The organism is Pseudomonas sp. RIT-PI-S (genome assembly GCF_025642975.1).
In the GTDB taxonomy this organism is placed as follows: Bacteria; Pseudomonadota; Gammaproteobacteria; order Pseudomonadales; family Pseudomonadaceae; genus Aquipseudomonas.
This window is the reverse complement of the sequence record NZ_JANZKJ010000008.1, coordinates 192,276-214,449: the sequence shown is the minus strand read 5'-3', so window position 1 is coordinate 214,449 and position 22,174 is coordinate 192,276. Positions and strand designations below refer to the sequence as shown.

Sequence of the window (22,174 nt, the reverse complement as noted above, 5' to 3'; positions counted from 1 at the left end):
GCCGCCAGCTCGCGAATCATTGGTGCGCAGCCAGCACCTTCAAGGGGCTGGCGCCGGCATACAAGGCCTCGATCAACGCCGCCCGATGCTGCTGCACGGCGCGTTGGTTGATCGAGCCCTTGTCGGTGATTTCGCCGCGGTCGATCGAAGGCGCTTCACAGGCCCAGGCTGCCCAGGCCAGGCGGCTGGCACTGCCGGTGGCGTTACGGTTGAGCCGCTCGAGCAAGCGGCCCAGCCATTGCCGCAACGGCCCGCTGGCCAGCACCTGCTCATCGCTACAGGCCTCGGCCAGCCCGGCCAGTGCGCGGCATTCGGGCATCCGCGGGAAGATCAGCAGCCCCAGCTGCTCACGGTCCGGCGCGAGGATCACCACGTCCAGCACCTGGGGCGCGCCCTCAAGGATAACCCGGGTGCGCAAGGGCCCAACGCTGACGAACACCCCGGAGCTGAGCTTGAAGTCCTCGGCGATGCGGCCGTCGAACATCAAGCCCTGTTGCGGATCTTGGGGGTCGGCCAGGCGCAGCGCATCGCCGGAGCAATAGAACCCTTCCTCATCGAACGCTGCCTGGCTTTGTTCAGGCGAGCGCCAGTAGCCGGGCATCACGTGCGGCCCACGAAAGCGCGCTTCGTATTTGCCGTCCACCGGCGCCAGCTTGACCTCGCACCCGGGGGCCGGCAGGCCCACATATCCAGCCACGGCCAAGGGCCCAGTGGTGAAGGTGCAGCTGGGCGAGGTTTCGGTCATACCCAGGCCGGCCATCATGCGAATGCGCTCGCCGCAATGGGCGACCGCAACGGCATCGAGGCGATCCCACACCGCTTGGGACAGCCCGGCGCCGGCGAAGAAAAACAGTTTGATCCGGGCGAAGAAACGCTGGCGCAGGGCCGCGTCGGTTTCCAGCACTTTGACCAACTCTTCCCAACCCTTGGGCACGGTGAGGTAGGCCGTCGGCGAGATCTCATGCAGGTTGGCCAGCGTCTGGCCGAACGCCTGCGGTGTAGGCTTGCCGTCGTCGATGTAGAGCGTGCCGCCGTTGTACAGCACGATGCCCACGTTATGGCTGCCGCCGAAGGTGTGGTTCCACGGCAACCAGTCCACCAGCACCGGGGGTTCCTCGGCGAAGGTGGGAAAAGTCTGCAATAGCATTTGCTGGTTGGCGCAGAGCATGCGCTGGGTAGTCACCACCCCCTTGGGCAGGCGGGTGGAGCCGGAGGTGAAGAGGAATTTGGCGATGTGCCCCGGGGTGAGCGCCGTAAAGGCTGCATCCGCCAGTTCCGGGTCGTTGCCCTGCCCCAGGTCGGCGAAGCTGAGGCTGGGGCGGCCGGGGAGCTTGCCTGCGCCGAGCACCACGGGCGTTCGCGCATCGATCACCGCCTCGATGGCAGGCCCATAGCTGCCGTCGGCGGCGAACACCAGCCCCGGCTGCAGGGTATCGACGATATGCCGCAGCTTGCCGTAGTCCTTGGACACCAGCGAATACGCCGGAGAGGCCGGGCAGTAAGGTACGCCCACATAGAGCGCCGCGGCCGCCAGTTGCACGTGTTCGAGGTCGTTACCCGAGAGGATCAGCAACGGCCGCTGTGCGCTGAGGTTCTGTTGCAGCAACCAGGCGCCCAGCCTGCGGGCGCGTTCGAGCATCTGCGCATAGCTGATGCGGTGCCAGGCGCCGTCCACGCCACGACGCGCGACGAAGGTGCGCTCCGGGCAGATCAGCGCCCAGTACTGCAAGCGCTCCATCAACCGCCGGGGGTAGGCGCCGAGGGTTTCGGTCGATTGCAGGTACAGGGTTTCGCCTTCACGGCGCACACGCACGCCAGGTTCGCCGATGGCGACCGCACGCAGCGGTGCCCGCGACACCTGGAGGGCGCCGCGCACAGGACTATCCATTTTCGCTACCTCTGCCGCCGCCGCGGCCCCAGGCCGGGCGGCAATGATAGGGCCGATCTCAGATCGGGTAGTGGCGCGGGCCGTGCTGCACCGTGACCCAGCGCAACTGGGTGAATTGCTCCACCGCCGCCTGGCCACCGAAGCTGCCATAGCCGCTGGCCTTGACCCCGCCGAAGGGCATGTGCGCTTCGTCGTGCACGGTCGGCCCGTTGATATGGCAGATGCCCGACTCCAGCCGTTGCGCCAGCGCCAGCGCGCGGCTCACGTCGCGGCTGAAGATCGCTGCGCTGAGCCCGAAGGGTGAATCATTGGCGGCAGCGAGCAGGGCTTCGTCGCCGGCCTGGCGGATCACCACGGTCACCGGGCCGAACGACTCCTCGGCATAAAGCTTCATGTGCGGCTGCACATGGTCGAGCAGGCTGGGCTGCAAAAGGCTGCCCTCGCGGCTGCCATGCAGCACCGCGCTGGCGCCCTGCTCCACCGCTTCTGCGACCAGGCCGGCGACGCGCTCGGCCGCCGCTGCGTCCACCATCGAGGCCAGCGCGCAGCTGGCATCTTCCGGCGCGCCGGCGCGCAAGTGCTGCAACCGGCTGGCGAGCTTGGCCACGAAGGTATCGGCGATCGTTTCATCGACGATCAAGCGCTCCGTGGACATGCAGATCTGCCCTTGGTTGAAGTAGCCACCGAACACCGCAGCGTCCACGGCCGCGTCGAGGTCGGCGTCATCGAGCACCAGCAAGGGCGCCTTGCCACCGAGCTCGAGCAGCGCAGGCTTCAAATGACGGGCTGCCAGCTCGCCGACCACCCGGCCCACCCGAGTGGAGCCGGTGAAGTTGACCCGGCGCACCGCCGGGTTGGCGATCAAGCGCTCAACGATGGCCGGCGCGTCGGCGGGCGCGTTGTTGATCACATTGACCACCCCATCGCCCAGCTCCGCCTCGTGGAGGATCTGCCCGATCAGCCGGTGAGTCGCAGGGCTGACTTCGGACGCCTTAAGGACCACGGTGTTGCCGCAGGCCAGCGGCATGGCGATGGCACGGGTGGCGAGAATCACCGGCGCGTTCCATGGGGCGATCCCCAGCACCACGCCAACAGGCTGGCGCAGCGCCATGGCGAAGCTGCCCGGCACGTTCGACGGCAGCACTTGGCCGTTGATTTGCGTGGTCATGGCGGCCGCTTCGCGCAGCATGTTGGCCGCCAGCGCGACGTTGAAGCCGAACCAGTCCGCCTTGGCGCCCGTTTCCGCGGCCAGCTCGATAAACCTAGGCTGCGCGGCCTGCATGGCCTCGGCGGCGCGGTTGAGGCGGGCGCGGCGCTCGCCCGGAGGCAGCGCGGCCCAGGCCGGGAAAGCTGCCTGGGCCGCCGCGACGGCGGCGTCGGCGTCCTCGAGCGTGGCGGCGCACACGTGCGACACCACCTCGCCCGTGACCGGGTGGCAGCGCTGGAAGGTTCGCCCATCACTGGCCGCGCGGGCCTGCCCGGCAATCAACAGGGGCACTTCGAACATGAGCATTCCTCTTTGTTGTCGTTGTGAGGGAATCGCGTTCAGCGTTTGTACGCTTGCAGGCCCGGCTTGATCGACTTTTCGTCGAGGAACTGTTTAAGCCCCTGCTCGCGACCGCCTTCCGGGTCGCGTAGCTGCGCCTGATCCAGCTTGGCGTACAGGTAATCCTCGTTCTGCTCCCAGGTCAATTCGCGGCAGCGCTTGAAGCCATTCTTCGCGGCGCGCAGCACCACTGGGTTCTTGTCGAGCAGGTCCTGGCACAGCAGCACAACCTCGTCGCGCAGCTGCGCCAACGGCACACTTTTGTTCACTAGGCCCATGCGCGCCGCTTCCTGCCCATCGAAGGTCTTGCCGGTCATGATGTAGTACAGCGACTGGCGATGGCCCACGGTGTCGGCCATGGCCTTGCTCACCAGGTTGCCCGGCGGGATACCCCAGTTGATCTCCGACAGGCCGAAGGTCGCTTCGTCGGCGCAGATGGCCAGGTCGCAGGCCACCAGCGGGCTGAAGCCACCGCCGAAGCACCAACCGTTGACCATGGCGATGGTCGGCTTGCTGTACATGCGCAGAAGTTTCCATTGCCATTCGGAGGCGTCACGGCGAATTCGCTCCTGGAACACTTCCGGAGCGGCGTCCACTTCGCGGAAGTACTCCTTAAGGTCCATGCCGGCGGTCCAGGCGGTGCCCGCGCCGGTGAGCACCACGACCTTGGCGTCGCCGTCCTGCTCCAGGGTTTCCAGCACGTCGCGCATTTCCCGGTTGAGTGTCGGGCTCATGGCATTGCGCTTTTCAGGCCGGTTCAGGGTGACCCAGCCGATGCCGTCTGCAACGTCGACGGTCACGGTTTGCCAGCGGTTGTCATAACGGCCCATCACACACCTCTTATGCTTGTTCTAGCGAATGAAGGCGACGTTACGCCGCCCATATAGTTATGTCAATTAATCATTAATATTTTTATCTATATTTGCCTGGCGGGCTCTGCCATCGGGGCGCTGGCTGTTCGCGGGCGCTGCCGCAACAGGCTCAGTGCGGCGATGGCGGCCACCACCAGGCCCGGCGAAGCGGCGCCCAGCAGGCCACCCACGCCCGCCCCGGCGGCAAGGATCTGCCCAGCCGCCAGGGGCCCGGCCATGGACCCGAGCCGGCCCACCGCCACCGCCGCCCCTACCCCGGTGGCGCGACAGCCCGTGGGGTACAGGGTGGGCGCCAGCGCATAGAGCACCAACTGCCCGCCGATGGCGCAGTAACCGGCGAGGCACCCGGCCGCGAGCATCCATTCGAAGCGGCTGAGCAGCCCAAGCCCGGCCAGGGCAGCGAGCATGCCGAGGTAGGCGATGGCCACTGCGGCCCTTGCCCGGCCTTTGTCCATCAGGCGGCCAGTGACAAAGGAGCCGGCCGCCCCGCCAAGGTTGAACAACACCTGCACCGCCCCGGCCTGTGGGCGGCTAAACCCTTGGCCCATCAGCAGCGACGGCAACCAGTTCAGCAGCATGTAGAGCACCGTGAGGGTGAAGAAACAAGCCAGCCACAGCAGTAAGGTGCGGCTGGCCCGCCGCTCCCCGAACAGCCCCGCGCCCACGCCGATACCCGGTGCCACCTGCTGGCTGAACGCCGAGGACTCGGCAAGCCACAGCGCCAGGGCAGCGGCCACCAGCAGCGGCGCGGCGCCCCCGGCATAAAACACCACGTGCCAGTCCGCGCCCAGGCCGCTCAGCCCGATCAGCGAGGCGGCCGCGCCACCCAATGGCACCCCGCAGTACGTGAGGCTGACCGCGGTGCTGCGCAGCCGGGGCTCTACCGCCTCGGCCGCCAGGGCGATGAGAATCGGCAGTGCCGCCCCCAACCCCAGACCGGTCAGCAAGCGCGCCAGCAACAGGCTGTGGAAGTCCCAGGCGCAGGCGGTGCCCAGCGAAAACCCACCGAACAGCAGCACCGCGCCGGCCAGCACGCGCTTGCGCCCCACCCGGTCGGCGAGCCAGCCACCGGCGAAGGCGCCGGGCAATAAACCGAGCAGGCCGGCGCTGAAAACCCAGCCAAGCATGCCGGGGCTGAGCTCGAAGGCCTTGCTCAGGTAAGGCGCGGCGATGCCGGTGGCTTGCAGGTCGAAACCCTCGAGCAGCGCAGTGAGAAAGCACAGGACGATGGTGCGGGTGGAATGAGCAGCAGGGTTCATGAGAAATCCTCCAAAGGTGGCCTAGAAGCGAAAGGTGCCGCGCAGGGCGACGAAGGAGGCGTCGTCGCCGCCGGCCTCGGTGATCGCCGAGCCGACGGCGTAGTACTTGCAGTCCAGGTCGACGGTGGTGTTGGCGCTCGCCAGCCAGCGCAGGTTGGCCCGGTAGATCGTTCCCAGGTGGCGGCCGCTGTCGCGGGTACCGGGGAGCATGCTCATGCCGGGCATATACACGCCGTCGTCAGGGTTCTGCTTCCACACCGCGAACACCCCAGGCTCCAGGCGCAAGCGCGGGTGCGGGGAAAACCCCAGCGTGGGGCCGACCACGATGATGTTGGCCAAGGTGGTCAGGCTGGCTTCGCCGTATACGCCGTTGCGCGGGTACAGCGGGTCGAAGGTGCCAACGCGGCCGTCGCCGGCCTGGCCGTCGCCGCTGGCGACGTCTATCCGCAGGCCCAGGCGCGGGCGCAGGGCGCCGGCGAAGGTGTAGCCGGTGTCGGATGACAGCGCCCAGGCGCGGATGTCGGCGCCGTGCAACTGGCCGAACTGGCCCACCAGGTCAGTACTCCAGTCGAACCCGGCGGCTTGGCCGAACAGCCGGGTGCCGACGCTATAGCGCTTCTCGGCGCCCGTGATGCCATCGAGGGTCCGTTCGCGGGTTTCCAGGCCCAGGCCGTAGAGGTCGGCATTCAACGGCCCGGCAACCGGCAAGGTGGCATACAGGCCATAGAACTTGACCGCGTTATCGCTGCCGTCATCGAAGCTGTCAGTGGCATCCACGGCCACCGGGTGCACCGCGAAGGCGTCGACCTGGCTGCCCGGCCCCAGCGCCAGGGTGGCGCGCAGCCCGTCGAAGCTTTGCCGCACGTTGGGGGTGTCCCGGTAGGTGATCAGCACTTGGTTGCCGTAGCCCATCTCCTGCCGTCCAACCCGGGTGGTCAGCCGGTGGCTGCCCAGCGCGCCGTTGAAGTCGATGAACGCCTGGCTCAGCTCGGTGCGCCCAGCATCGGAGGGGGAGTACAGGTCCTTGCCGAACACCCGGGTGTTCTGCACCTGAACGAATGCGCGGACGGCGTCGTCGAGCAGGTGCAGGTCCGCATGGGCTTGCAGCCGCTGCATCAGGTAGCTGTCGTCCTTGATGCCCCGAAGCCCGAAGAACGGCCTGTCCAGGGCGTCGGCGCGGTAACGCAGCTCACCGCCGAACTGCACCCAGGCACTGTCGCTCAAGCGCAGGTAGCGGTAGTTGTCGAAAGGATCGGTGCGTTTGGCCGGGTCATCGAGAAAGCGGTAGTCCTCGTTCCAGCGAGGCGCTCCGGGCCGGGAGGGGCGGGATTGTTCCAGGCTGCTGCCCGCAGCGAGCAGCGGTTGCGCGCTCCCGAACAGGCACAACGCAGCGGCCAGCGCACGCGCGACAGGTGAAGGCGCCATGACGAATCCTTTTGTTGTTTTTATGGATTTTGATAACACAGTTAATGGTTATATTTATTAACTTTATAACCGTCAACAGGCGGCGGTCGACCTTGCCGCTGACGAGCCAATATCCGGGCGATTACCGCCCTACAGTACTTGCCGCTTCGCTGTGACGGGCGTCACAGAATTGGCCCTTGATCAGGTCAACTCGTCTGGAAAGCGGGTCCCAGCTCGGCGCTACGGGAACCGGGCTAGGCATGTCCGGTCGCAAGCCCTGTCGATGATGTCTCGACGCCATGGCGTTGAAGGGGGATGAACGTGCAAGAGGAACGCTTGGGGAAGTTGCTGGAAATGCTCGATGAGCTTGCCTCCGGGCGCTGGCAGGTCACGCGCAAGGGCTATGCAGGCTCCGGCCACCGGCGGCCGAGTTTTTTGCCCGACGTGTGGGTCACGGCCATGGACGACCCGCTCGGCCATGCCGCCTGCGCCATTGGCTTTGCCTGCCTGGACGCGCGCTTCGAGGGGCTGTATCTCGACGGCCTGGAGCCCTGCACGCGGCTGCCCGCCACCGCCCGTGCCCACGCCCGCCTCGCTCGCGGCTGGGACGCGGTGTGCGCTTATTTCGGCCTGGATGAACCTACCGCTCGCTGCCTGTTCGGCTCGGAGCAGTCGCCGGCCTCCATCGGGCAGGTGCGGGACTGGTTGCGCGAGCTGCTCTATACGCCGGCGGACGAACCAGCCGTGTGCCGCCGCGCCGCCAGCTGAGTTGCTTTGCGCTAGGTGAGCGCAACGCCCACTCAGCGTTTGTTAGCGATACCGAATGGGATATGCACCATCGGGATGTTGCCCGCGGCCGAAGCCAGATGGCTGCGTTGGTCGTCGAAGAACATGTGTGGCTTGAGCACGGACAGCACCCGGGCCTTCTCCATGCCGCCTAGGAAGAAGGATTCATCCGGGGACACGCCCCAGGCCTTCAAGGTCGTGACCACCCGCTCATGCGCAGGCGCATTGCGCGCCGTCACGATGGCGATGCGCAGGATCTTCCGGTAGGCCGGGTCCTGGTCAAGGCGCTGCTCTTCCAGTTGCTGGAGAAACGCAAGCTTGCGGAACAGGTCGGCCAGGGGCCCCGGCTGATGAGCCACGGCGCGCTTTTCGCTTTCGTAGGTCTGGAACTCCGCCACGTCCAGGTTGCGCTTGAACACCGTCTCGGCTTCGTCATCGGCGATCACGCCGTCGAAGTCGAAGGCTACACGCAGCTCGGTGTCGATATCGTCGTCGTACACCTGTGAAGGCAGCACCACCCCAGCCGGGTAATCGGCATCGATGGCCAGCTGCACGTCACCTTCGTTGGCGCTGAGAAACAGCGAGGCGTTGAACGCCGGCAGGTATTCATGGGGTGAGCGGCCGGTCATGAAGGCGGCGCGGCTGATGTCCAGCCCGTAGTGGCCGATGGAGCGAAACACCCGCATGCCGGTTTCCGGCGAGTTGCGCGACAGCAACACCACCTCCACCGGCAGCTGCGCGGGGAACGACCGGTTGATGCTCAGGAACCTGCGAATGAACGGAAAGGCCACGCCCTTGGCCAGGGGCACGTCCAGGTTCTGTTCCTGATGCAGGCGGTATTGCTCCACCCCTTCGTTGAGGTACACCTGATGGGATTCGGACAGGTCGAACAGCGCGCTGGAGGCAACGCCGATCACCAGTTTTTTCTCGATGGGATAGGACATAGGCCCCTGGGCGTGGCGTGGAAGGCAGCGCCAGCATACGCGACCGCGCCCACTCAGGCGACAAGCTGCACAGTCAAGCCCTCAAGCTTGGCCAGGGTGGCGCCGATAGCCCTTACAAGCCCAGCGTAGTGGCGGCCTGTTCAGGCTGCGGCCTGGGTAGGTACCGCAGATTTCGCCGGAGGGCGCGCAATGGAACACAGCAATCAAGTCGGTTCGTACACCTCTGCCCACAAGAGCCTGATGGCCCTTCTGACCGACAGCGTCATGGCTAAACTCTCGCGCCCCGAAGCGCCCGCCGCGCCTGCTGAGCCCGAAGCGACCGCCGTCGTGGCAAAACCCGTCGAAACGCCGGTGCCCAGCTCCTTCTACTTCCGCAACCCAGGCAAACGCTGTGGCTGCGACCAATGCCGGGCCGTGCGCAAGGCGATGTAACGTGCCGGCCTTGATCAACGCTTGGCTTCGAGGTCCGGATTCTGCGAACGACCCAGGAACTGCTGGGTCGTTGGCCCCAGGTGTTCGAGAATCCACTGGGCCATGGCCTCTTCCTGCTTGAGAATCGCCTCGCAGGCCATGGCGGTTTCCTCGTCGCCGGCCGCCCTGGCCGCGGTGATCAGCACGGTGTAAGTCGCGATTTCAAGATTTTCGAACACATACCCGCTCATCGAGCCTTTGATCACTTCATCGGGCATGGTCATTCCGGCCATCGCCTGCCCGAACGCCATCGCCTTGCCGCCGATGTCCTTGAGCACCGAAGGGCTGCCGCCCAGGCGCTTGATCGCGGCGTCCACCTGGCCCTGCTGCCACCGGGTTTCCTCGATATGCTGCTCGATCCGTTGCTTGAGGTCTGGGTAATGCTCGAGGCGTTTGGCCTGCGCGGTGAGCATGTCTTCTGCCTGCCGCTCCATGGCGTGCGCGTCTTTCAACCAATCGAGCAAGTTGTCTTGTACCGATGCCATGTTGAATCCTCCGAGGGTGCGTTGAATCACGGTGCCCACAAGGGGCACTGATTCTGACTCGGAGCGCGGTGCCACGGCTGCGGGTAAATGCTGGTTCTCGGACCGGCGGCGGGAAAGGCCCTGAAGCGGGCGACAGCCTGCGAACCTCCCGCGTTGCAGGTTCGCGGGCTTCGCCCGCGCCTATATCGTTCGAGCACCCGCGACGCCTGGCGCCGTGAGTCAGCCCTTGGTGCTGCGGGGGTCGGCACTGCGGGGGTAGGTGCGCTCTTCCTCGAAGGTGCCATCGAGCTTGTGGATTTTCACGGAGCCTTGCTTGCCCTGCATATAGTCCGCGGTTTTCTTCAGCAGCTCTTCTTTGGTGGGCGCTGTGTGTGAAGCGCGGCTGGCACCTTGCTTTTTCAGCTCCCAGTGGTCGTCTTTGTGGGTTACCTGATAAGTGTCCATAGGTCTTCTCCTCGTGGAGCCGGGCCTGTAGAGCCCGGCGACACAGAGGTAGAGCCTCTCAATGGCTTGACGGTTCTGGCCGTATGTCGCTTCGCTTGGGCGCGGCGGCCAGGCGCGGGCAGGCGCAGGGCCCGCCCGCACACGGGGCTTACAGGGCCAGGTCGCCCTTGGAGGAAGCCGCGGGGGGTGTAGCGGCCGGTGTGGCAGGCGCGGGGGCCAGGTCGCCGATAGGCGGTGGCGGGGTAAGCTCTAGCACCTTGGCGGTGTAGGCCCACTCCTCGGCAACGCGCACGGGGCTGTCATTGAGGCGGGTACCGTAGCTGGGCACGATCTCGCGGATTTTCGCCTGCCAGGCGGGTGTACCCAGTTTTTCCTTGAACATCTTTTCCAGCACATTGAGCATGATAGGCGCGGCGGTCGAGGCACCCGGCGATGCCCCAAGCAGGCCGGCGATGCTACCGTCAGCGGCGCTGACCACTTCGGTGCCGAGCTTGAGCACGCCGCCCTTCTGTTCGTCGCGCTTGATGATCTGCACACGCTGACCGGCCTGCCACAGGCGCCAGTCTTCTTTCTTGGCGTTGGGGAAATACTCACGCAGCGCATTGAAGCGGTCGTCGTCGGAGAGCATCAGTTGCCCGGCGAGGTATTCCACCAGCGGGTACTCCGCCACGCCCACCTTGGTCATCGGCCAGACGTTATGCGTGGTCGTACTGGTGAACAGGTCCAAGTACGAGCCGTTCTTCAGGAACTTGGTCGAGAAGGTCGCGAACGGCCCGAAGAGGATCACCCGCTTGCCATCCAGCACGCGGGTGTCCAGGTGCGGAACCGACATCGGCGGCGCCCCGACCGACGCCTTGCCGTAGGCCTTGGCCAGGTGCTGCTCGGCCACGCTCGGGTTGTCGGTGACGAGGAACGAACCACCCACCGGGAAGCCGGCGTATTCCTTGGCCTCCGGGATACCGGATTTTTGCAGCAGGTGCAGTGCCCCGCCGCCGGCGCCAATGAACACGAAGCGGGCATCGGTCTGGCTGACGCTGCCGTCCTTGAGGTTCTTGTACTCGACGTGCCAGGTGCCGTCGTCGTTGCGAGTGATCTCCTCGACTTCGCTGGAGAGCTTCAACGAAAAGCCCGGCTGCGCCTGGAGGTGGCCCACAAACTGACGAGTGATCTCGCCGAAATTCACGTCGGTGCCGATAGGCGTCCAGGTGGCGGCGATTTTTTGCGCCGGGTCCCGCCCTTCCATCATCAGCGGCACCCACTGCTTGATCTGCGCCGCGTCCTCGGAGTACTGCATACCGGCGAACAGCGGGCTCGCCTTCAAGGCTTCGTAGCGCTTTTTAAGGAACGCGATATTGTCCTCGCCCCAGACGAAACTCATGTGTGGCGTGGAATTGATGAACGAGCGCGGGTTCTTCAGCACGTTGTGGTTGACTTGCCACGACCAGAACTGCCGGGAGACCTGGAACGATTCGTTGATCTCGATGGCCTTGGATATGTCGACCTTGCCGCTGCTGTCCTGGGGCGTGTAGTTGAGCTCGGCCAAGGCGGAGTGACCGGTGCCGGCGTTATTCCAGCCGTTGGAGCTTTCTTCGGCAACGCCGTCGAGCCGCTCGACCATTTCCATGGACCAGCCCGGCTCCAGCTCATTGAGCCAGATGCCCAGGGTCGAACTCATGATGCCACCGCCGATCAACAGCACATCCACCCGCTTGGCCTCGGCCACGGCGGGGCCGCAGGCGATCGACAAGGCCAGGCCGAGCAGCGGCCCGCTTGCTTTATTCAACATAGTCACTTCCAGATAGTGAGCCCAGCGCCCCCGCGCGTATGCCCGTTTTGAACCACGAGCAGTCCTGCTTGGCGGGCGATGTGCACCGGCGAAAAAGGGCGGGAAGCGTAATGGCAGAGCCTTTCACCAACCTTTCATCCGATCTGCCGAACGCGCTGAACGAACCTTTGCGGCGGCTCAACTCTTGTGTTTATGGGAAATCGACAGGTTTTCAAAGACCACTCGCCCGCCTTCGCTGCTGTAGCCGGTGTGGTCCTGGGTATAAACACCGGCTTTGAAGTACAGCGGCTTTTCTTTCCACTTGGAGCTCAGCTCGGTGTTCCAACCGTAATTAGCTGCCAGCACCGAAAGCTTGCCGCCCTTGGTCAGCGTAATGATGTAGGAAAACGGCTGGTTGAGCGGCACCTGCTCGGCAATGGTAATGACCGTGGGGTCGTCCTGGCTTGGGGTTTTGCGCAGCTTGGCGACGATATTGCCCAGGCGGTGGCTATCCATGTACTGGTACTCGACCTTGAGCAAGGGGTCGTTGGTGCCATATTGGTGGATCTGCCCGATCACCACCTTGCCGCTGGAAGGCACTTCGGTAACGGTCAGTTTGGCACGCAGGTAATTGTCTGCCTCCGGGTACTTCCAGTTACGTAGTGAGCCGTCGGCATAGGTTTCACGCAACTCACTGCGTGGATATTTGGCGCTCTCGGTAGTGGAGCCGGTGACCGGCGCCCAGAAGTACAGCTTGCTGCCATCCTTGCGGAAGTACTTGTCCTTGTAGCCTTTCATCAATACCGGCGTTTCGATGGTCTTGGCCGGCGAGCCAACGGGAATACTCAGGTTCCAAGTGGAAAGATCGATCATGTCAGGTGTTTACCTGTGGTTCGGCAAATGCAATCAACGCGCTTGCCGAGTGCGGATAAAACCTAGCGCCTTCCTGGGGCTAAGCGGGGCGGCGGGTTTTATATAGGCATGAACGACGCTTGTTAATGGTGGCACGCCTTGCGTTTGACGCCTGTTTCCTGCCACTGGCCTGTAGCCCTTTGTATATGCGGAGTTACATGATTCGACCGTTAGTCGGAAAATTTACATTCGAGTGAACTATATTAAATGGCCAGTATTGAGCGCTTGCCGTTAGCCTTCTCGGAAGTGCCTCCGTGAGCGAGGCCCTTGAGCGGCGAAAAATGGCTGCCAATGGAAATAATCGGGACCGTTCGTCGGGCAATCATTAAAGCCGTTTCCCTATTGGTCGGGGTATTGATCAGTAACAGTCAATTAAACGACGCCGGTAAACCAGCGCAAACCCTTGCAAATCCTCACTGCCACTATTCCGCCACTCCTTACCGCTGTGATGTCATAAGGCCATAAAGCCGCTCGTGTTGTCGGATTTCTGGCGAGCCCCCGTAAATCCGGGGCCTTCAGCCTTTGCGACAGGTGCCGAAAACCAGAGTAACCAGATGGTGAGCAGCAGCTTGCCGGCCCCTACGTTAAAGTCCCTGGAGTTCACACATGATCGCCCTCGATACCTGGAACCTGAGCATCCCCGTTGGCAGCCCGGCCATCACTATCGATACCCCTAAGCTGGCAAGCGGCTACAAAGATGGCTACTTCAAATCCGGTGACACCCTGTTCTTCTGGGCCCCGGTAACCGGCACCACCACCAAGAGCGCCAAATACCCGCGTACCGAACTGCGTGAAACCAAGCCGGACGGCAGCCTGAACAACTGGAAATACAGCGCCGCCGACAACATGCTGCGCGCCGCGGTCGCCGTGAACCAAGTGCCGTCGACCGGCAAGATCGTGATCGGCCAGATCCACTGCTACAACAGCACCGAGCCGATGCTCAAGCTTGAGTACCAATACAAAGACTCCACCAAGCTCGGCAACATCGTGGCCAAGTTCCGCGCCACGCCGGACTCCGAACCAGCGGTTATCACCGTTGCGGAAAAAGTGCCGATGAACCAGCGCTTTACCTACACCATCCACCTGTCGCCCAGCGGCAGCCTGACTGTGAATGCCGCAGGCTTCCAATGGGGCACCAAGGTGTCCACCACCTGGGCCTCCGAGGCGCTGTACTTCAAGGCTGGGGTCTACACCCAGGACAACACCGGCTATGCCACCGAAGGCGGCGCGGCCACGTTCTACAAGCTCGCGATCGAGCACACCCCTAAGGGCTGATATCTGGCCTCGCGTCACGGAAACACTACTTTGGCCTGTCTTCGGACAGGCTTTTTTTTGCCTAGCGTTTTTGCCTTGCGCCCCCTACCTCTAACTCCATTGAGCCCCGCAATGGCGCTGATAGGTTTATTTAATGAACGAATGCGCGCTTACCCTCCCTATATCTACGTAACCGAGCAATTCGCCATTTGGTTATTAGCCTGAATTTTTATAAACATTGGCGCGCAAACGATTGGTAGGTCGCCTGCCAGCGCTTGCGTCAAGCGCGGGTTCCCGAATTTGGATCTCAAAGTTTAAGCCAATAACTACAGGGCAATCAGGCATTAATTTGCAATCGACCCTGAACTCCGTGATAACCGAGGACGAAAGTATGTTTACACATAACAAGCGTCTACAGTATACCGTACGCGTCGCAGCCCCCAACCCTGGTTTGGCAAACCTTATGCTAGAGCAGTTTGGTGGTGCTCAGGGCGAACTAGCGGCAGCGATGCGTTACTTCACCCAGGCCGTTACCGAAGAAGATTCCGGCCGTAAAGACTTGCTCTTCGATATCGCCACCGAAGAACTAAGCCACCTGGAAATCATCGGCTCGATCATTGTAATGCTCAATAAGGGCGCCCGCGGTCAACTTGCCGAAGCTGTTGAACAAGAAGGCGAGCTCTATCGCGCCTTGAATGGCGCTGGCAATGATTCGCACATCACCAGCCTGTTGTATGGCGGCGGCGCGGCATTGATCAACTCCGCCGGCGTGCCATGGAATGCCGCCTATGTGGATAGCATCGGCGAACCCACGGCTGATCTGCGGTCCAACATCGCCGCCGAAGCACGCGCCAAGATCGTGTATGAGCGGCTGATCAACGTCACCGACGACCCAGGTATCAAGGATGCCCTTGGCTTTTTGATGACCCGGGAAATCGCTCACCAGATGTCGTTCGAGAAGGCGCTGCACTCCATTCAGCCAAACTTCCCGCAAGGCAAACTTCCACCGGTACCGGAGTTCACCTCTGTGTACTACAACATGTCGCCCTCCGACGACATGGTCGGGCCGTGGAACACTGGCGAGAACGCGATGGGCACCTGGGAGATCCGCGAGGCGACCCCAGCCGTGGATGGCGGCGACGGCACCGCGAGCGTGACCTTGCCTGGCGAAGACCTGGAAGTGGTCGAAGCCATGAAGTTGCGCACCATGTCCAACCCTGAAGCTGACCCGATGACTGGGGCGGACCTGGGTAAGCTCGGTGCACCGAAGGTCAAGTGACCTCGGCTACCGAACGCCGCACGAAAAACCGAGGCCGCTTTTGCGGCCTTGTTTCATTAGGCGGCTAGACCGTTTCGCCATTCAAGGCGCGCCGGTGGAACGCAGCGATACCTCGCAGGGCGAAACAAGTGGCCTGGCGCATCACCTCCTGGCGATCGCCGAAAAACCGCTCGGTTCGCGAGAACAGCGCCGTCGCGCCGCCGGTGCTGAAGGCCCAGGCGAAACAGACGGTGCCGGGGGTGATGCCGTCCATAGGCTCTGGCCCCGCGACGCCGGTCGTCGCCACCGCCATGTTGGCTTCGCTGTCGTGCAGGGCGCCGGCGGCCATTTCCCGTGCCACCTCCTCGCTGGTGAGGCCGAACAGGTCGATGGTCTTTTCCCCTACTCCGAGCAAACGGTGCTTGGCCTCGGGCGAATACACCACATAGCCGCTCTCCATGATCTTGCCGCCACCGGGAACAGAGCCCAACGCCGCGGCGATCAACCCCGCCGTACAGGATTCAGCGGTGGCCAAATACAGCGAGTGCTCGGACAAGTAGTTCACCGTGGCTTGCAGCGCTTCGACGGCCGTATCAGGAATGATCATGGGCATGGCTCTAATGGGCGGGCGAATAGAACACTCGGCGGCAGGCGCCGTCATTATTCTTTCTTTAGAACCTGATCCGTGCGGGACGTTTCACCGCAAGCACATTCCCAACGCGCTGGCCGTTAACAGTTCACCCCTGTTCTCGATCATTTTGGGTATGGAGTCCCGGGCCCGTTGCACACCTTGCCGGCTTGCCAAAGGCGCCCTGCCCCGGTTCGGGCACACCCCTGGGCAGTCAAAGGCGGTGGATTGACAGCCCCCAGACGTCGTCATAGGATGTCGTACAAATCCATTCGTGCCTGCCGTCGAAATGGATGCCGGTCGTTTCGGTAAATAACAAGAACAAAGGAAGCCCCTACTATGACGATACAGGTCCCTCCGCAAGTCCAGCCTCACGCCCGCCCGCTGGCCCAAGAGCAGTCGCGCATCGGTAAGTACCGATGGGTCATCTGCGCGCTGTTGTTCATCGCCATCGGCATCAACTATATCGACCGGCAAATGATCGGCATCCTCAAGCCAACCCTGGCCGGTGAGTTGCAGTGGTCAGAGACGGACTACGCCAACATCGTGTTCTGGTTCCAGTGCGCCTATGCCATCGGTTTCATCACCTTCGGCCGGCTGATCGACAAGGTCGGCGTGCGCGTCGGGTATGCACTGGCGTTCACTGTCTGGACGATCGCCAGCATCGGCCACGGCCTGATCAGCAGCGTCACCCAGTTCGCGCTGGCTCGCTTCACCTTGGGCTTTGGCGAATCCGGAAGCTTCCCCGCTAGCCTCAAGGCGGTATCGGAATGGTTCCCGCAGAAAGAGCGTGCCCAGGCCACCGGGATCTTCAACGCCGGCACCGCCATGGGCCCGATCATCACCCCATTGCTGGTGCCGGCGATCACCCTCGCCTGGGGCTGGCGTACAGCGTTTATCTCGATCGGCATCGTCAGCTGCCTGTGGCTGGTGGTTTGGTTGCTGGTGTACCGCCGCCCGCATGAGCACCCCAAGGTGAGCAGCGACGAGTTGGCGTATATCCAGGCCGATAACACGCCGGTTTCAGCCAAGCCCGCCGCGCCGGTGAAAATCTCTTGGTTCAAGTTGCTGGGCTTTCGCGAAACCTGGGCCTATGCCGGCGGCAAATTCCTCACTGACCCGATCTGGTGGCTGTACCTGTTCTGGCTGCCGGATTTCCTCGGCAAGACCTATGGCTTGAACCTGAAAACCTTCGGCCCGCCGTTGATTGCCGTGTACCTGCTGGCAGACCTGGGTTCGGTGCTGGGTGGGTGGGGCTCGTCCAAGCAAATGAAAGGCGGCCGCAGCGCCAACGCCTCGCGCAAAACGACCATGCTGGTCTGCGCCCTGGCGGTGATCCCCATCGTCAGCGCGCAGTTCGTGTCCAACTTGTGGCTGGTAGTGGGCATCATCGGCCTGGCGGCCGCGGCGCATCAGGCCTGGTCGGCCAACCTGATGACCCTGCCTTCGGACATGTTCCCCAAGGAGGCGGTGGCTTCGGTGATCGGTATCGGCGGCATGGCAGGTGCGATCGGCGGCATGCTGATGACCACCTACAACGGCTACATCCTTGAAGTGTTCAAGTCCTATCAGCCGATCTTTATCGTGGCCGGCAGCGCTTACCTGGTCGCGATCGTAGTGATCCATATCCTCACGCCACGGCTCAAGCCGGTGACCCTGGATCGCATCTCGGCCGGCTAAACCGCCGCGCCCTGTTCCACGAACCACCCTTGGCTGCGTCGCCCGTCGACGCAGCTTTTTTATTTCCCCCTTAACCGGAATGAATTCCGCGGCTGCCTTCCGCTCTACTCTGACAGCGGCCAAGTGGACGCCTTGTGCCGGCGCTGCCAGACTGTTGCACCACCGCAACGGCATACCCTTTACGAGACTCCGATGGCGCCACCATCTGCCGACCTTCTCCATGCTAACGCCGACCCCGCCAGCACACGGCGCTCAGCCAGGGTAGTGCGGCTCACGCTGCTCTTCACCCTCAGTATCATTGGTATCATCGTCGCCCTCGAGGGGGCCAGGCTGTGGCACGACTACCAACGTGTCATCGACGAAGCGGGCATCTCCGCCGGCAACCTCGCCCGGGCTACCGCGCAACATGCCGAGGGCGCGCTGCGCCAGGTCGACTCGGTCACTGGCGGGATCAGTGAACGCATCGAGGGCGACGGGCTGGCGAACCTCAACCCAGCCCGCCTGCATCTGCTGTTCAAGCATCAGGTGGAAATCCTCCCACAGCTGCATGGGCTGTTCATTTATGGCGCCAACGGCGAATGGCTGGTGACCGACAAAGACCAGATTCCACCCAACGCCAACAACGGCGACCGGGAGTATTTCGCCTACCACCGCAGCCACCCGGGCAACGGCTTGCACATCGGCCCGGTGATCACCAGCCGCAGCACTGGAGAGCCGGTCATTCCCGTGTCGCGGCGCATCAACAACCCCGACGGCAGTTTCGCTGGGGTGTTTTTGGCCACCATGCGGCTAGGTTTCTTCCTCGAATATTACGCAGGCTTCCAGATCGACGAGCACGGAGTGTTCGTCCTCGCCCTGGCCGATGGCACCCTGCTCGGCCGCCGCCCATTGCTCCCCAATGTCATAGGCACCAGCCTGGCGAACTCCGAGCTGTTCCAGGATTACCTGCCGCGGATGAATGACGGGATCGCCGACTTGGAGTCGCGCATCGATGGTGAACGCCGGTTCGTGGGCTTTCGCAAGGTCAACGGCTACCCGCTGGTGGTCGCCGCGGCGCTGTCCAGGCAATCGGTGCTGGCGCCGTGGAAGGTGGATGTGTTCAAGACTGCGCTAGTGCTGGGCGTGCTCGGTTGCGGCATCGGCCTGTTCGGGGCGGGGTTGATGCGCCAGTTCAGCTACCGCATCGCCATCGAGCACGAACTGCGAGGGGTGCAGCTGACGCTCAGCCAGATGGCCTTCTACGATGGCCTGACCGGCCTTGCCAACCGGCGCAAGCTCGATACCGCGCTGGAGGATGAACTCAACCGCGCTCGACGGCTGCACTATCCGATGGCCATGATCATGCTCGACCTGGACCGCTTCAAGCTGTTCAACGACCGCTATGGCCACCCGGCCGGAGATGATTGCCTCAAGGCCGTTGCCGCGGTACTGGCGGCCACGGTGCACCGCACCAGCGACCTGGCGGTGCGCTATGGCGGCGAGGAGCTGGCGCTGTTGCTGCCCAACACGCCTTTCGACGGCGCCTGCAAGATCGCCGACGACCTGCTCGACGGCATTCGTGCCCTGCGCATCGAACACCTGGACAACGGCGGCATCGTCACCGCCAGCCTCGGGGTTTATGTGTGCGAGCCAGGAACCCAGGAAACCTCGCCCGCGGCCATGATCAAAGCGGCGGACGCCCTGCTCTACGCCGCCAAACATTCGGGCCGCAACCGCTGGCGCGCGGCCGGCGGCAGTCAGCTGGCGCAGTCCGGCCCTGCTGTGTAGGCGGGCGATTGCCCGCCGGGTCGTCATTCGCGGCTGCGCCGGAGGGCCGCCCCCACGCCTACGACCGCCCCAGCGCCTGAGCCAGGAACGGCGCCGTCTTGCTGCCCGCGCACGTCGCTACCTCGGCAGGGGTACCACAGGCCACCAGTTGCCCACCTGCGCCCCCTGCCCCGGGGCCGATATCGATCACCCAATCGCTGTCGGCTACCACCCGCATATCGTGCTCCACCACGATGACCGTGTGGCCCGCCTCGATCAGCCGGTTCAACTGCACCAGCAAGCGGTCGACGTCCTGCGGGTGCAGGCCGGTGGTGGGTTCGTCGAGCACATAGAGCGCCGCCCCGCGGGCGCTGCGCTGCAGTTCGGTGGCCAGCTTGATCCGCTGCGCCTCGCCGCCGGACAGCTCCGTCGCCGGCTGGCCCAGGCGCAAGTACCCCAGGCCGATGTCTCGCAATACCTCCAGCGACCGGCGCACCGCGGGTTCGCCGGCGAAGGTGTCGAGCGCCTGCTCCACTGTCAGCCTCAGCACCTGGGCGATGTTCAGCCCTTGCCAGGTCACCGCCAGGGTCTCGGGGTTATAACGGTCCCCGTGGCACAGCGGGCAAGGGGCGTACACGCTGGGCATGAACAGCAACTCCACGCTGACGAAGCCTTCGCCTTCACAGGTTGGGCAACGCCCCTTGGCCACGTTGAAGGAGAATTGCCCTGCATCGAAGCCGCGTGCTCGGGCTTCGGGCGTGGCGGCGAAGCACTTGCGCACATGATCGAACAGCCCGGTATAGGTCGCCAGGTTCGAGCGTGGCGTGCGGCCGATGGGCTTTTGATCCACCGGGACCAGCCGCCGCAGCTGGTCCATGCCGGCCACGATCCTGCCGGCGACTGGCTGCGAAGGCTCGTCGTCGAGATTGTGCTCGTTGTCGGCGGCTGCCGGTTCAGGCTGGCCCAGCTGCTCGCTGACCAGTTCGAGCAGCGCCTGGCTGACCAGGCTGGACTTGCCCGAGCCGGAGATGCCCGTCACCGCCGTCAGGCAATTGAGCGGGAAGGCCACATCCAGTTGGTTCAAGTTGTTGCGGGTAATGCCTTCGAGCCGCAACCAGCCGGCCGGGGTGCGTGGCTCACGCTGGCTGGGCTTGCCTTGGGCGAACAGGTACGCGCCCGTGCGCGAATTCGCTACCTCGGCCAGGCCCTTCGGCGGGCCGCTGTACAGCACCTCGCCGCCTCGCTCGCCGGCGTCTGGCCCCACGTCCACCAGCCAGTCGGCCTGACGCAGGGTGTCCAGGTCATGCTCTACCACGAATACCGAATTGCCGGCCTGCTTGAGCCGTTGCAACGCAGCGAACAGCGCCTGGCTGTCGGCGGGGTGCAGCCCGGCAGAGGGTTCGTCGAGCACGTAGATCACGCCGAATAGCTGGGAGTTGAGCTGAGTCGCCAGGCGTAGCCGCTGCAGTTCGCCCGAGGACAACGTCGGTGTGCTGCGCTCCAGGTCCAGGTAACCCAGCCCGAGGTCTGTCAGGGTTGCCAGCCGCTCGAGCAGCTCTTGGGCAATGCGTTGGGCTGCCAGGCGCTTTTCGATGGACAGGTTCGGCGTGTAACGCACCTCCTTGCCGCTGGCGTGAGCGCTGCCACCGCTGGCCACCCGCCGGTCGCGAGCCTCACGCGTCTGAGCATGGGTCAAGATGTCGCCGCCCTCCTCGCCTGCCGTGAGGTACTCGGCAGCGGCCACGGGTGCCAGCAGCTCGGCCAGTGCTTGCAGCGGCAGGCGGGAGAGTTCGGCGATGTCCAGCCCGGCAAACCGCACGCTCAAGGCTTCGGGCTTAAGCCGCTTGCCCTGGCATTCCGGGCAAGGGCTGGCGCGCATGAATTGCCCCACTCGCTTGCGCATCATCGCGCTCTGGCTGTGGCTGAACGTGTGCAGCACATAGCGCCGGGCGCCGGTGAAGGTGCCCTGGTAGCTGGGCTCGAGCTTGCGCCGCAGCGCCTGTTGGGTCTGCTCTGGGGTCAGCCCGGCGTACACCGGCACCGTGGGGGTTTCTTCGGTGAACAGAATCCACTCGCGCTGCGCCTTGGGCAGGTCACGCCAGGGAATGTCCACGTCATACCCGAGCGTCACCAGGATGTCGCGCAGGTTCTGCCCTTGCCAGGCCGTGGGCCAGGCCGCGACTGCCCGCTCACGGATGGTTAGGGAGGGGTCCGGCACCAGCGAAGCTTCGCTGACGTCGAACACCCGGCCCAGGCCGTGGCAATGCGCGCAGGCGCCCTGTGGGGTATTGGCGGAAAAGTCCTCGGCGTACAGCATCGGTTGCCCGGAGGGGTAGCTGCCAGCGCGCGAATAGAGCATGCGGATCAGGCTCGACAGGGTCGTCACGCTGCCTACCGACGAACGTGCGTTGGGCGTGCCGCGCTGTTGCTGCAACGCTACCGCCGGCGGCAGCCCTTCGATGGCGTCTACATCGGGCACGCCCGCCTGGTCGATCAACCGCCGCGCATAAGGCGCGACGGATTCGAAGTAACGGCGCTGCGCTTCGGCATACAGCGTCGCGAACGCCAGGGAAGACTTGCCCGAGCCGGACACGCCACTGAAAACCACGAGGGCATCGCGGGGGATGTCCACGCTCACATTCTTAAGGTTGTGCTCACGGGCGCCGCGCACCCGCACAAAGCCGCTGCCGGAGGGGTTCCGGGAGGCATCAGGCGTGGAAGTCATGGAGGTTTCCCTGCTGTACCGAACAGAAGGGTTCGATCTACGGCGGGGAAGGATCGTTCAGCCGCTGGCGCGGTGAAAGGAGGCGGTCAGAGCGGGCAAAACTCGCG

Annotated in this window: 18 protein-coding genes; 6 read left to right on the top strand and 12 right to left on the bottom strand. The window is 64.0% G+C overall.

Features of this window, described 5'->3' with window-relative positions; all coding sequences use genetic code 11:
- Positions 1–16: 16 nt before the first annotated feature.
- From OGL93_RS13630 to OGL93_RS13610, 5 genes are all read right to left on the bottom strand, one after another.
- On the bottom strand, positions 17–1,888 hold the full coding sequence (locus OGL93_RS13630) for a feruloyl-CoA synthase (protein WP_263263235.1): 1,872 nt from the start codon (positions 1,886–1,888) through the stop codon (positions 17–19).
- A gap of 58 nt (positions 1,889–1,946) precedes the next feature.
- Positions 1,947–3,395: an aldehyde dehydrogenase gene (locus OGL93_RS13625; protein WP_263263234.1), complete on the bottom strand. Its 1,449-nt coding sequence runs from the start codon at positions 3,393–3,395 to the stop codon at positions 1,947–1,949.
- A gap of 38 nt (positions 3,396–3,433) precedes the next feature.
- On the bottom strand, positions 3,434–4,264 hold the full coding sequence (locus OGL93_RS13620; RefSeq protein WP_263263232.1) for a p-hydroxycinnamoyl CoA hydratase/lyase: 831 nt from the start codon (positions 4,262–4,264) through the stop codon (positions 3,434–3,436).
- A gap of 86 nt (positions 4,265–4,350) precedes the next feature.
- Positions 4,351–5,565: a 3-(3-hydroxy-phenyl)propionate transporter MhpT gene (mhpT, locus tag OGL93_RS13615; protein ID WP_263263230.1), complete on the bottom strand. Its 1,215-nt coding sequence runs from the start codon at positions 5,563–5,565 to the stop codon at positions 4,351–4,353.
- A gap of 21 nt (positions 5,566–5,586) precedes the next feature.
- The gene (locus OGL93_RS13610) at positions 5,587–6,990 is read right to left on the bottom strand and encodes an alginate export family protein (RefSeq protein WP_263263229.1); all 1,404 of its coding nucleotides are present in this window, start codon (positions 6,988–6,990) and stop codon (positions 5,587–5,589) included.
- Between the two features lie 294 nt (positions 6,991–7,284).
- Here OGL93_RS13610 and OGL93_RS13605 point away from each other — a divergent pair, with 294 nt between their 5' ends.
- The gene (locus OGL93_RS13605) at positions 7,285–7,737 is read left to right on the top strand and encodes a hypothetical protein (protein ID WP_263263227.1); all 453 of its coding nucleotides are present in this window, start codon (positions 7,285–7,287) and stop codon (positions 7,735–7,737) included.
- Between the two features lie 32 nt (positions 7,738–7,769).
- Here OGL93_RS13605 and OGL93_RS13600 read toward each other — a convergent pair whose 3' ends face one another.
- Complete coding sequence (locus OGL93_RS13600; protein WP_263263225.1) at positions 7,770–8,699, bottom strand: 5'-nucleotidase; 930 nt, start codon at positions 8,697–8,699, stop codon at positions 7,770–7,772.
- A 189-nt stretch (positions 8,700–8,888) separates the two neighbouring features.
- Between OGL93_RS13600 and OGL93_RS13595 the strand changes: the two genes are divergently transcribed.
- A complete protein-coding gene (locus OGL93_RS13595) occupies positions 8,889–9,131 on the top strand; it encodes a hypothetical protein (RefSeq protein WP_263263223.1) in 243 nt (80 codons plus the stop codon).
- 14 nt (positions 9,132–9,145) lie between these two features.
- Here the strand turns inward: OGL93_RS13595 and OGL93_RS13590 are convergent, their stop codons facing one another.
- From OGL93_RS13590 to OGL93_RS13575, 4 genes are all read right to left on the bottom strand, one after another.
- Positions 9,146–9,655 carry a DUF892 family protein gene (locus OGL93_RS13590; protein WP_263263221.1) on the bottom strand — a complete coding sequence of 170 codons (510 nt, stop codon included), beginning with the start codon at positions 9,653–9,655 and terminating at the stop codon, positions 9,146–9,148.
- A gap of 219 nt (positions 9,656–9,874) precedes the next feature.
- Positions 9,875–10,099, bottom strand: coding sequence for a DUF2188 domain-containing protein (locus OGL93_RS13585; protein WP_263263219.1), 225 nt, complete (start codon positions 10,097–10,099; stop codon positions 9,875–9,877).
- A 148-nt stretch (positions 10,100–10,247) separates the two neighbouring features.
- Positions 10,248–11,885, bottom strand: coding sequence for a malate dehydrogenase (quinone) (gene mqo, locus OGL93_RS13580; protein ID WP_263263217.1), 1,638 nt, complete (start codon positions 11,883–11,885; stop codon positions 10,248–10,250).
- Positions 11,886–12,062: 177 nt separating this feature from the next.
- On the bottom strand, positions 12,063–12,737 hold the full coding sequence (locus OGL93_RS13575; protein WP_263263215.1) for a polysaccharide lyase family 7 protein: 675 nt from the start codon (positions 12,735–12,737) through the stop codon (positions 12,063–12,065).
- A gap of 645 nt (positions 12,738–13,382) precedes the next feature.
- On the opposite strand from OGL93_RS13575, the gene OGL93_RS13570 reads away from it, so the two are divergent.
- Together OGL93_RS13570 and OGL93_RS13565 are read left to right on the top strand one after the other, a co-directional pair.
- The gene (locus OGL93_RS13570; protein ID WP_263263213.1) at positions 13,383–14,051 is read left to right on the top strand and encodes a polysaccharide lyase family 7 protein; all 669 of its coding nucleotides are present in this window, start codon (positions 13,383–13,385) and stop codon (positions 14,049–14,051) included.
- A 370-nt stretch (positions 14,052–14,421) separates the two neighbouring features.
- On the top strand, positions 14,422–15,309 hold the full coding sequence (locus OGL93_RS13565) for a manganese catalase family protein (protein WP_263263211.1): 888 nt from the start codon (positions 14,422–14,424) through the stop codon (positions 15,307–15,309).
- 64 nt (positions 15,310–15,373) lie between these two features.
- On the opposite strand, the gene OGL93_RS13560 is transcribed toward OGL93_RS13565, so the two are convergent.
- On the bottom strand, positions 15,374–15,895 hold the full coding sequence (locus OGL93_RS13560) for a CinA family protein (protein ID WP_263263210.1): 522 nt from the start codon (positions 15,893–15,895) through the stop codon (positions 15,374–15,376).
- Between the two features lie 360 nt (positions 15,896–16,255).
- Here OGL93_RS13560 and OGL93_RS13555 point away from each other — a divergent pair, with 360 nt between their 5' ends.
- Both OGL93_RS13555 and OGL93_RS13550 read left to right on the top strand, forming a co-directional pair.
- Positions 16,256–17,596 (top strand): MFS transporter, encoded by a 1,341-nt coding sequence (locus tag OGL93_RS13555; protein ID WP_263263209.1) that lies wholly within the window; start codon positions 16,256–16,258, stop codon positions 17,594–17,596.
- Between the two features lie 192 nt (positions 17,597–17,788).
- Positions 17,789–19,363, top strand: a complete 1,575-nt coding sequence (locus tag OGL93_RS13550) for a sensor domain-containing diguanylate cyclase (protein ID WP_263263208.1) — start codon at positions 17,789–17,791, stop codon at positions 19,361–19,363.
- Positions 19,364–19,421: 58 nt separating this feature from the next.
- Here OGL93_RS13550 and OGL93_RS13545 read toward each other — a convergent pair whose 3' ends face one another.
- Positions 19,422–22,067 (bottom strand): excinuclease ABC subunit UvrA, encoded by a 2,646-nt coding sequence (locus tag OGL93_RS13545; protein ID WP_263263207.1) that lies wholly within the window; start codon positions 22,065–22,067, stop codon positions 19,422–19,424.
- Positions 22,068–22,174 lie beyond the last annotated feature (107 nt).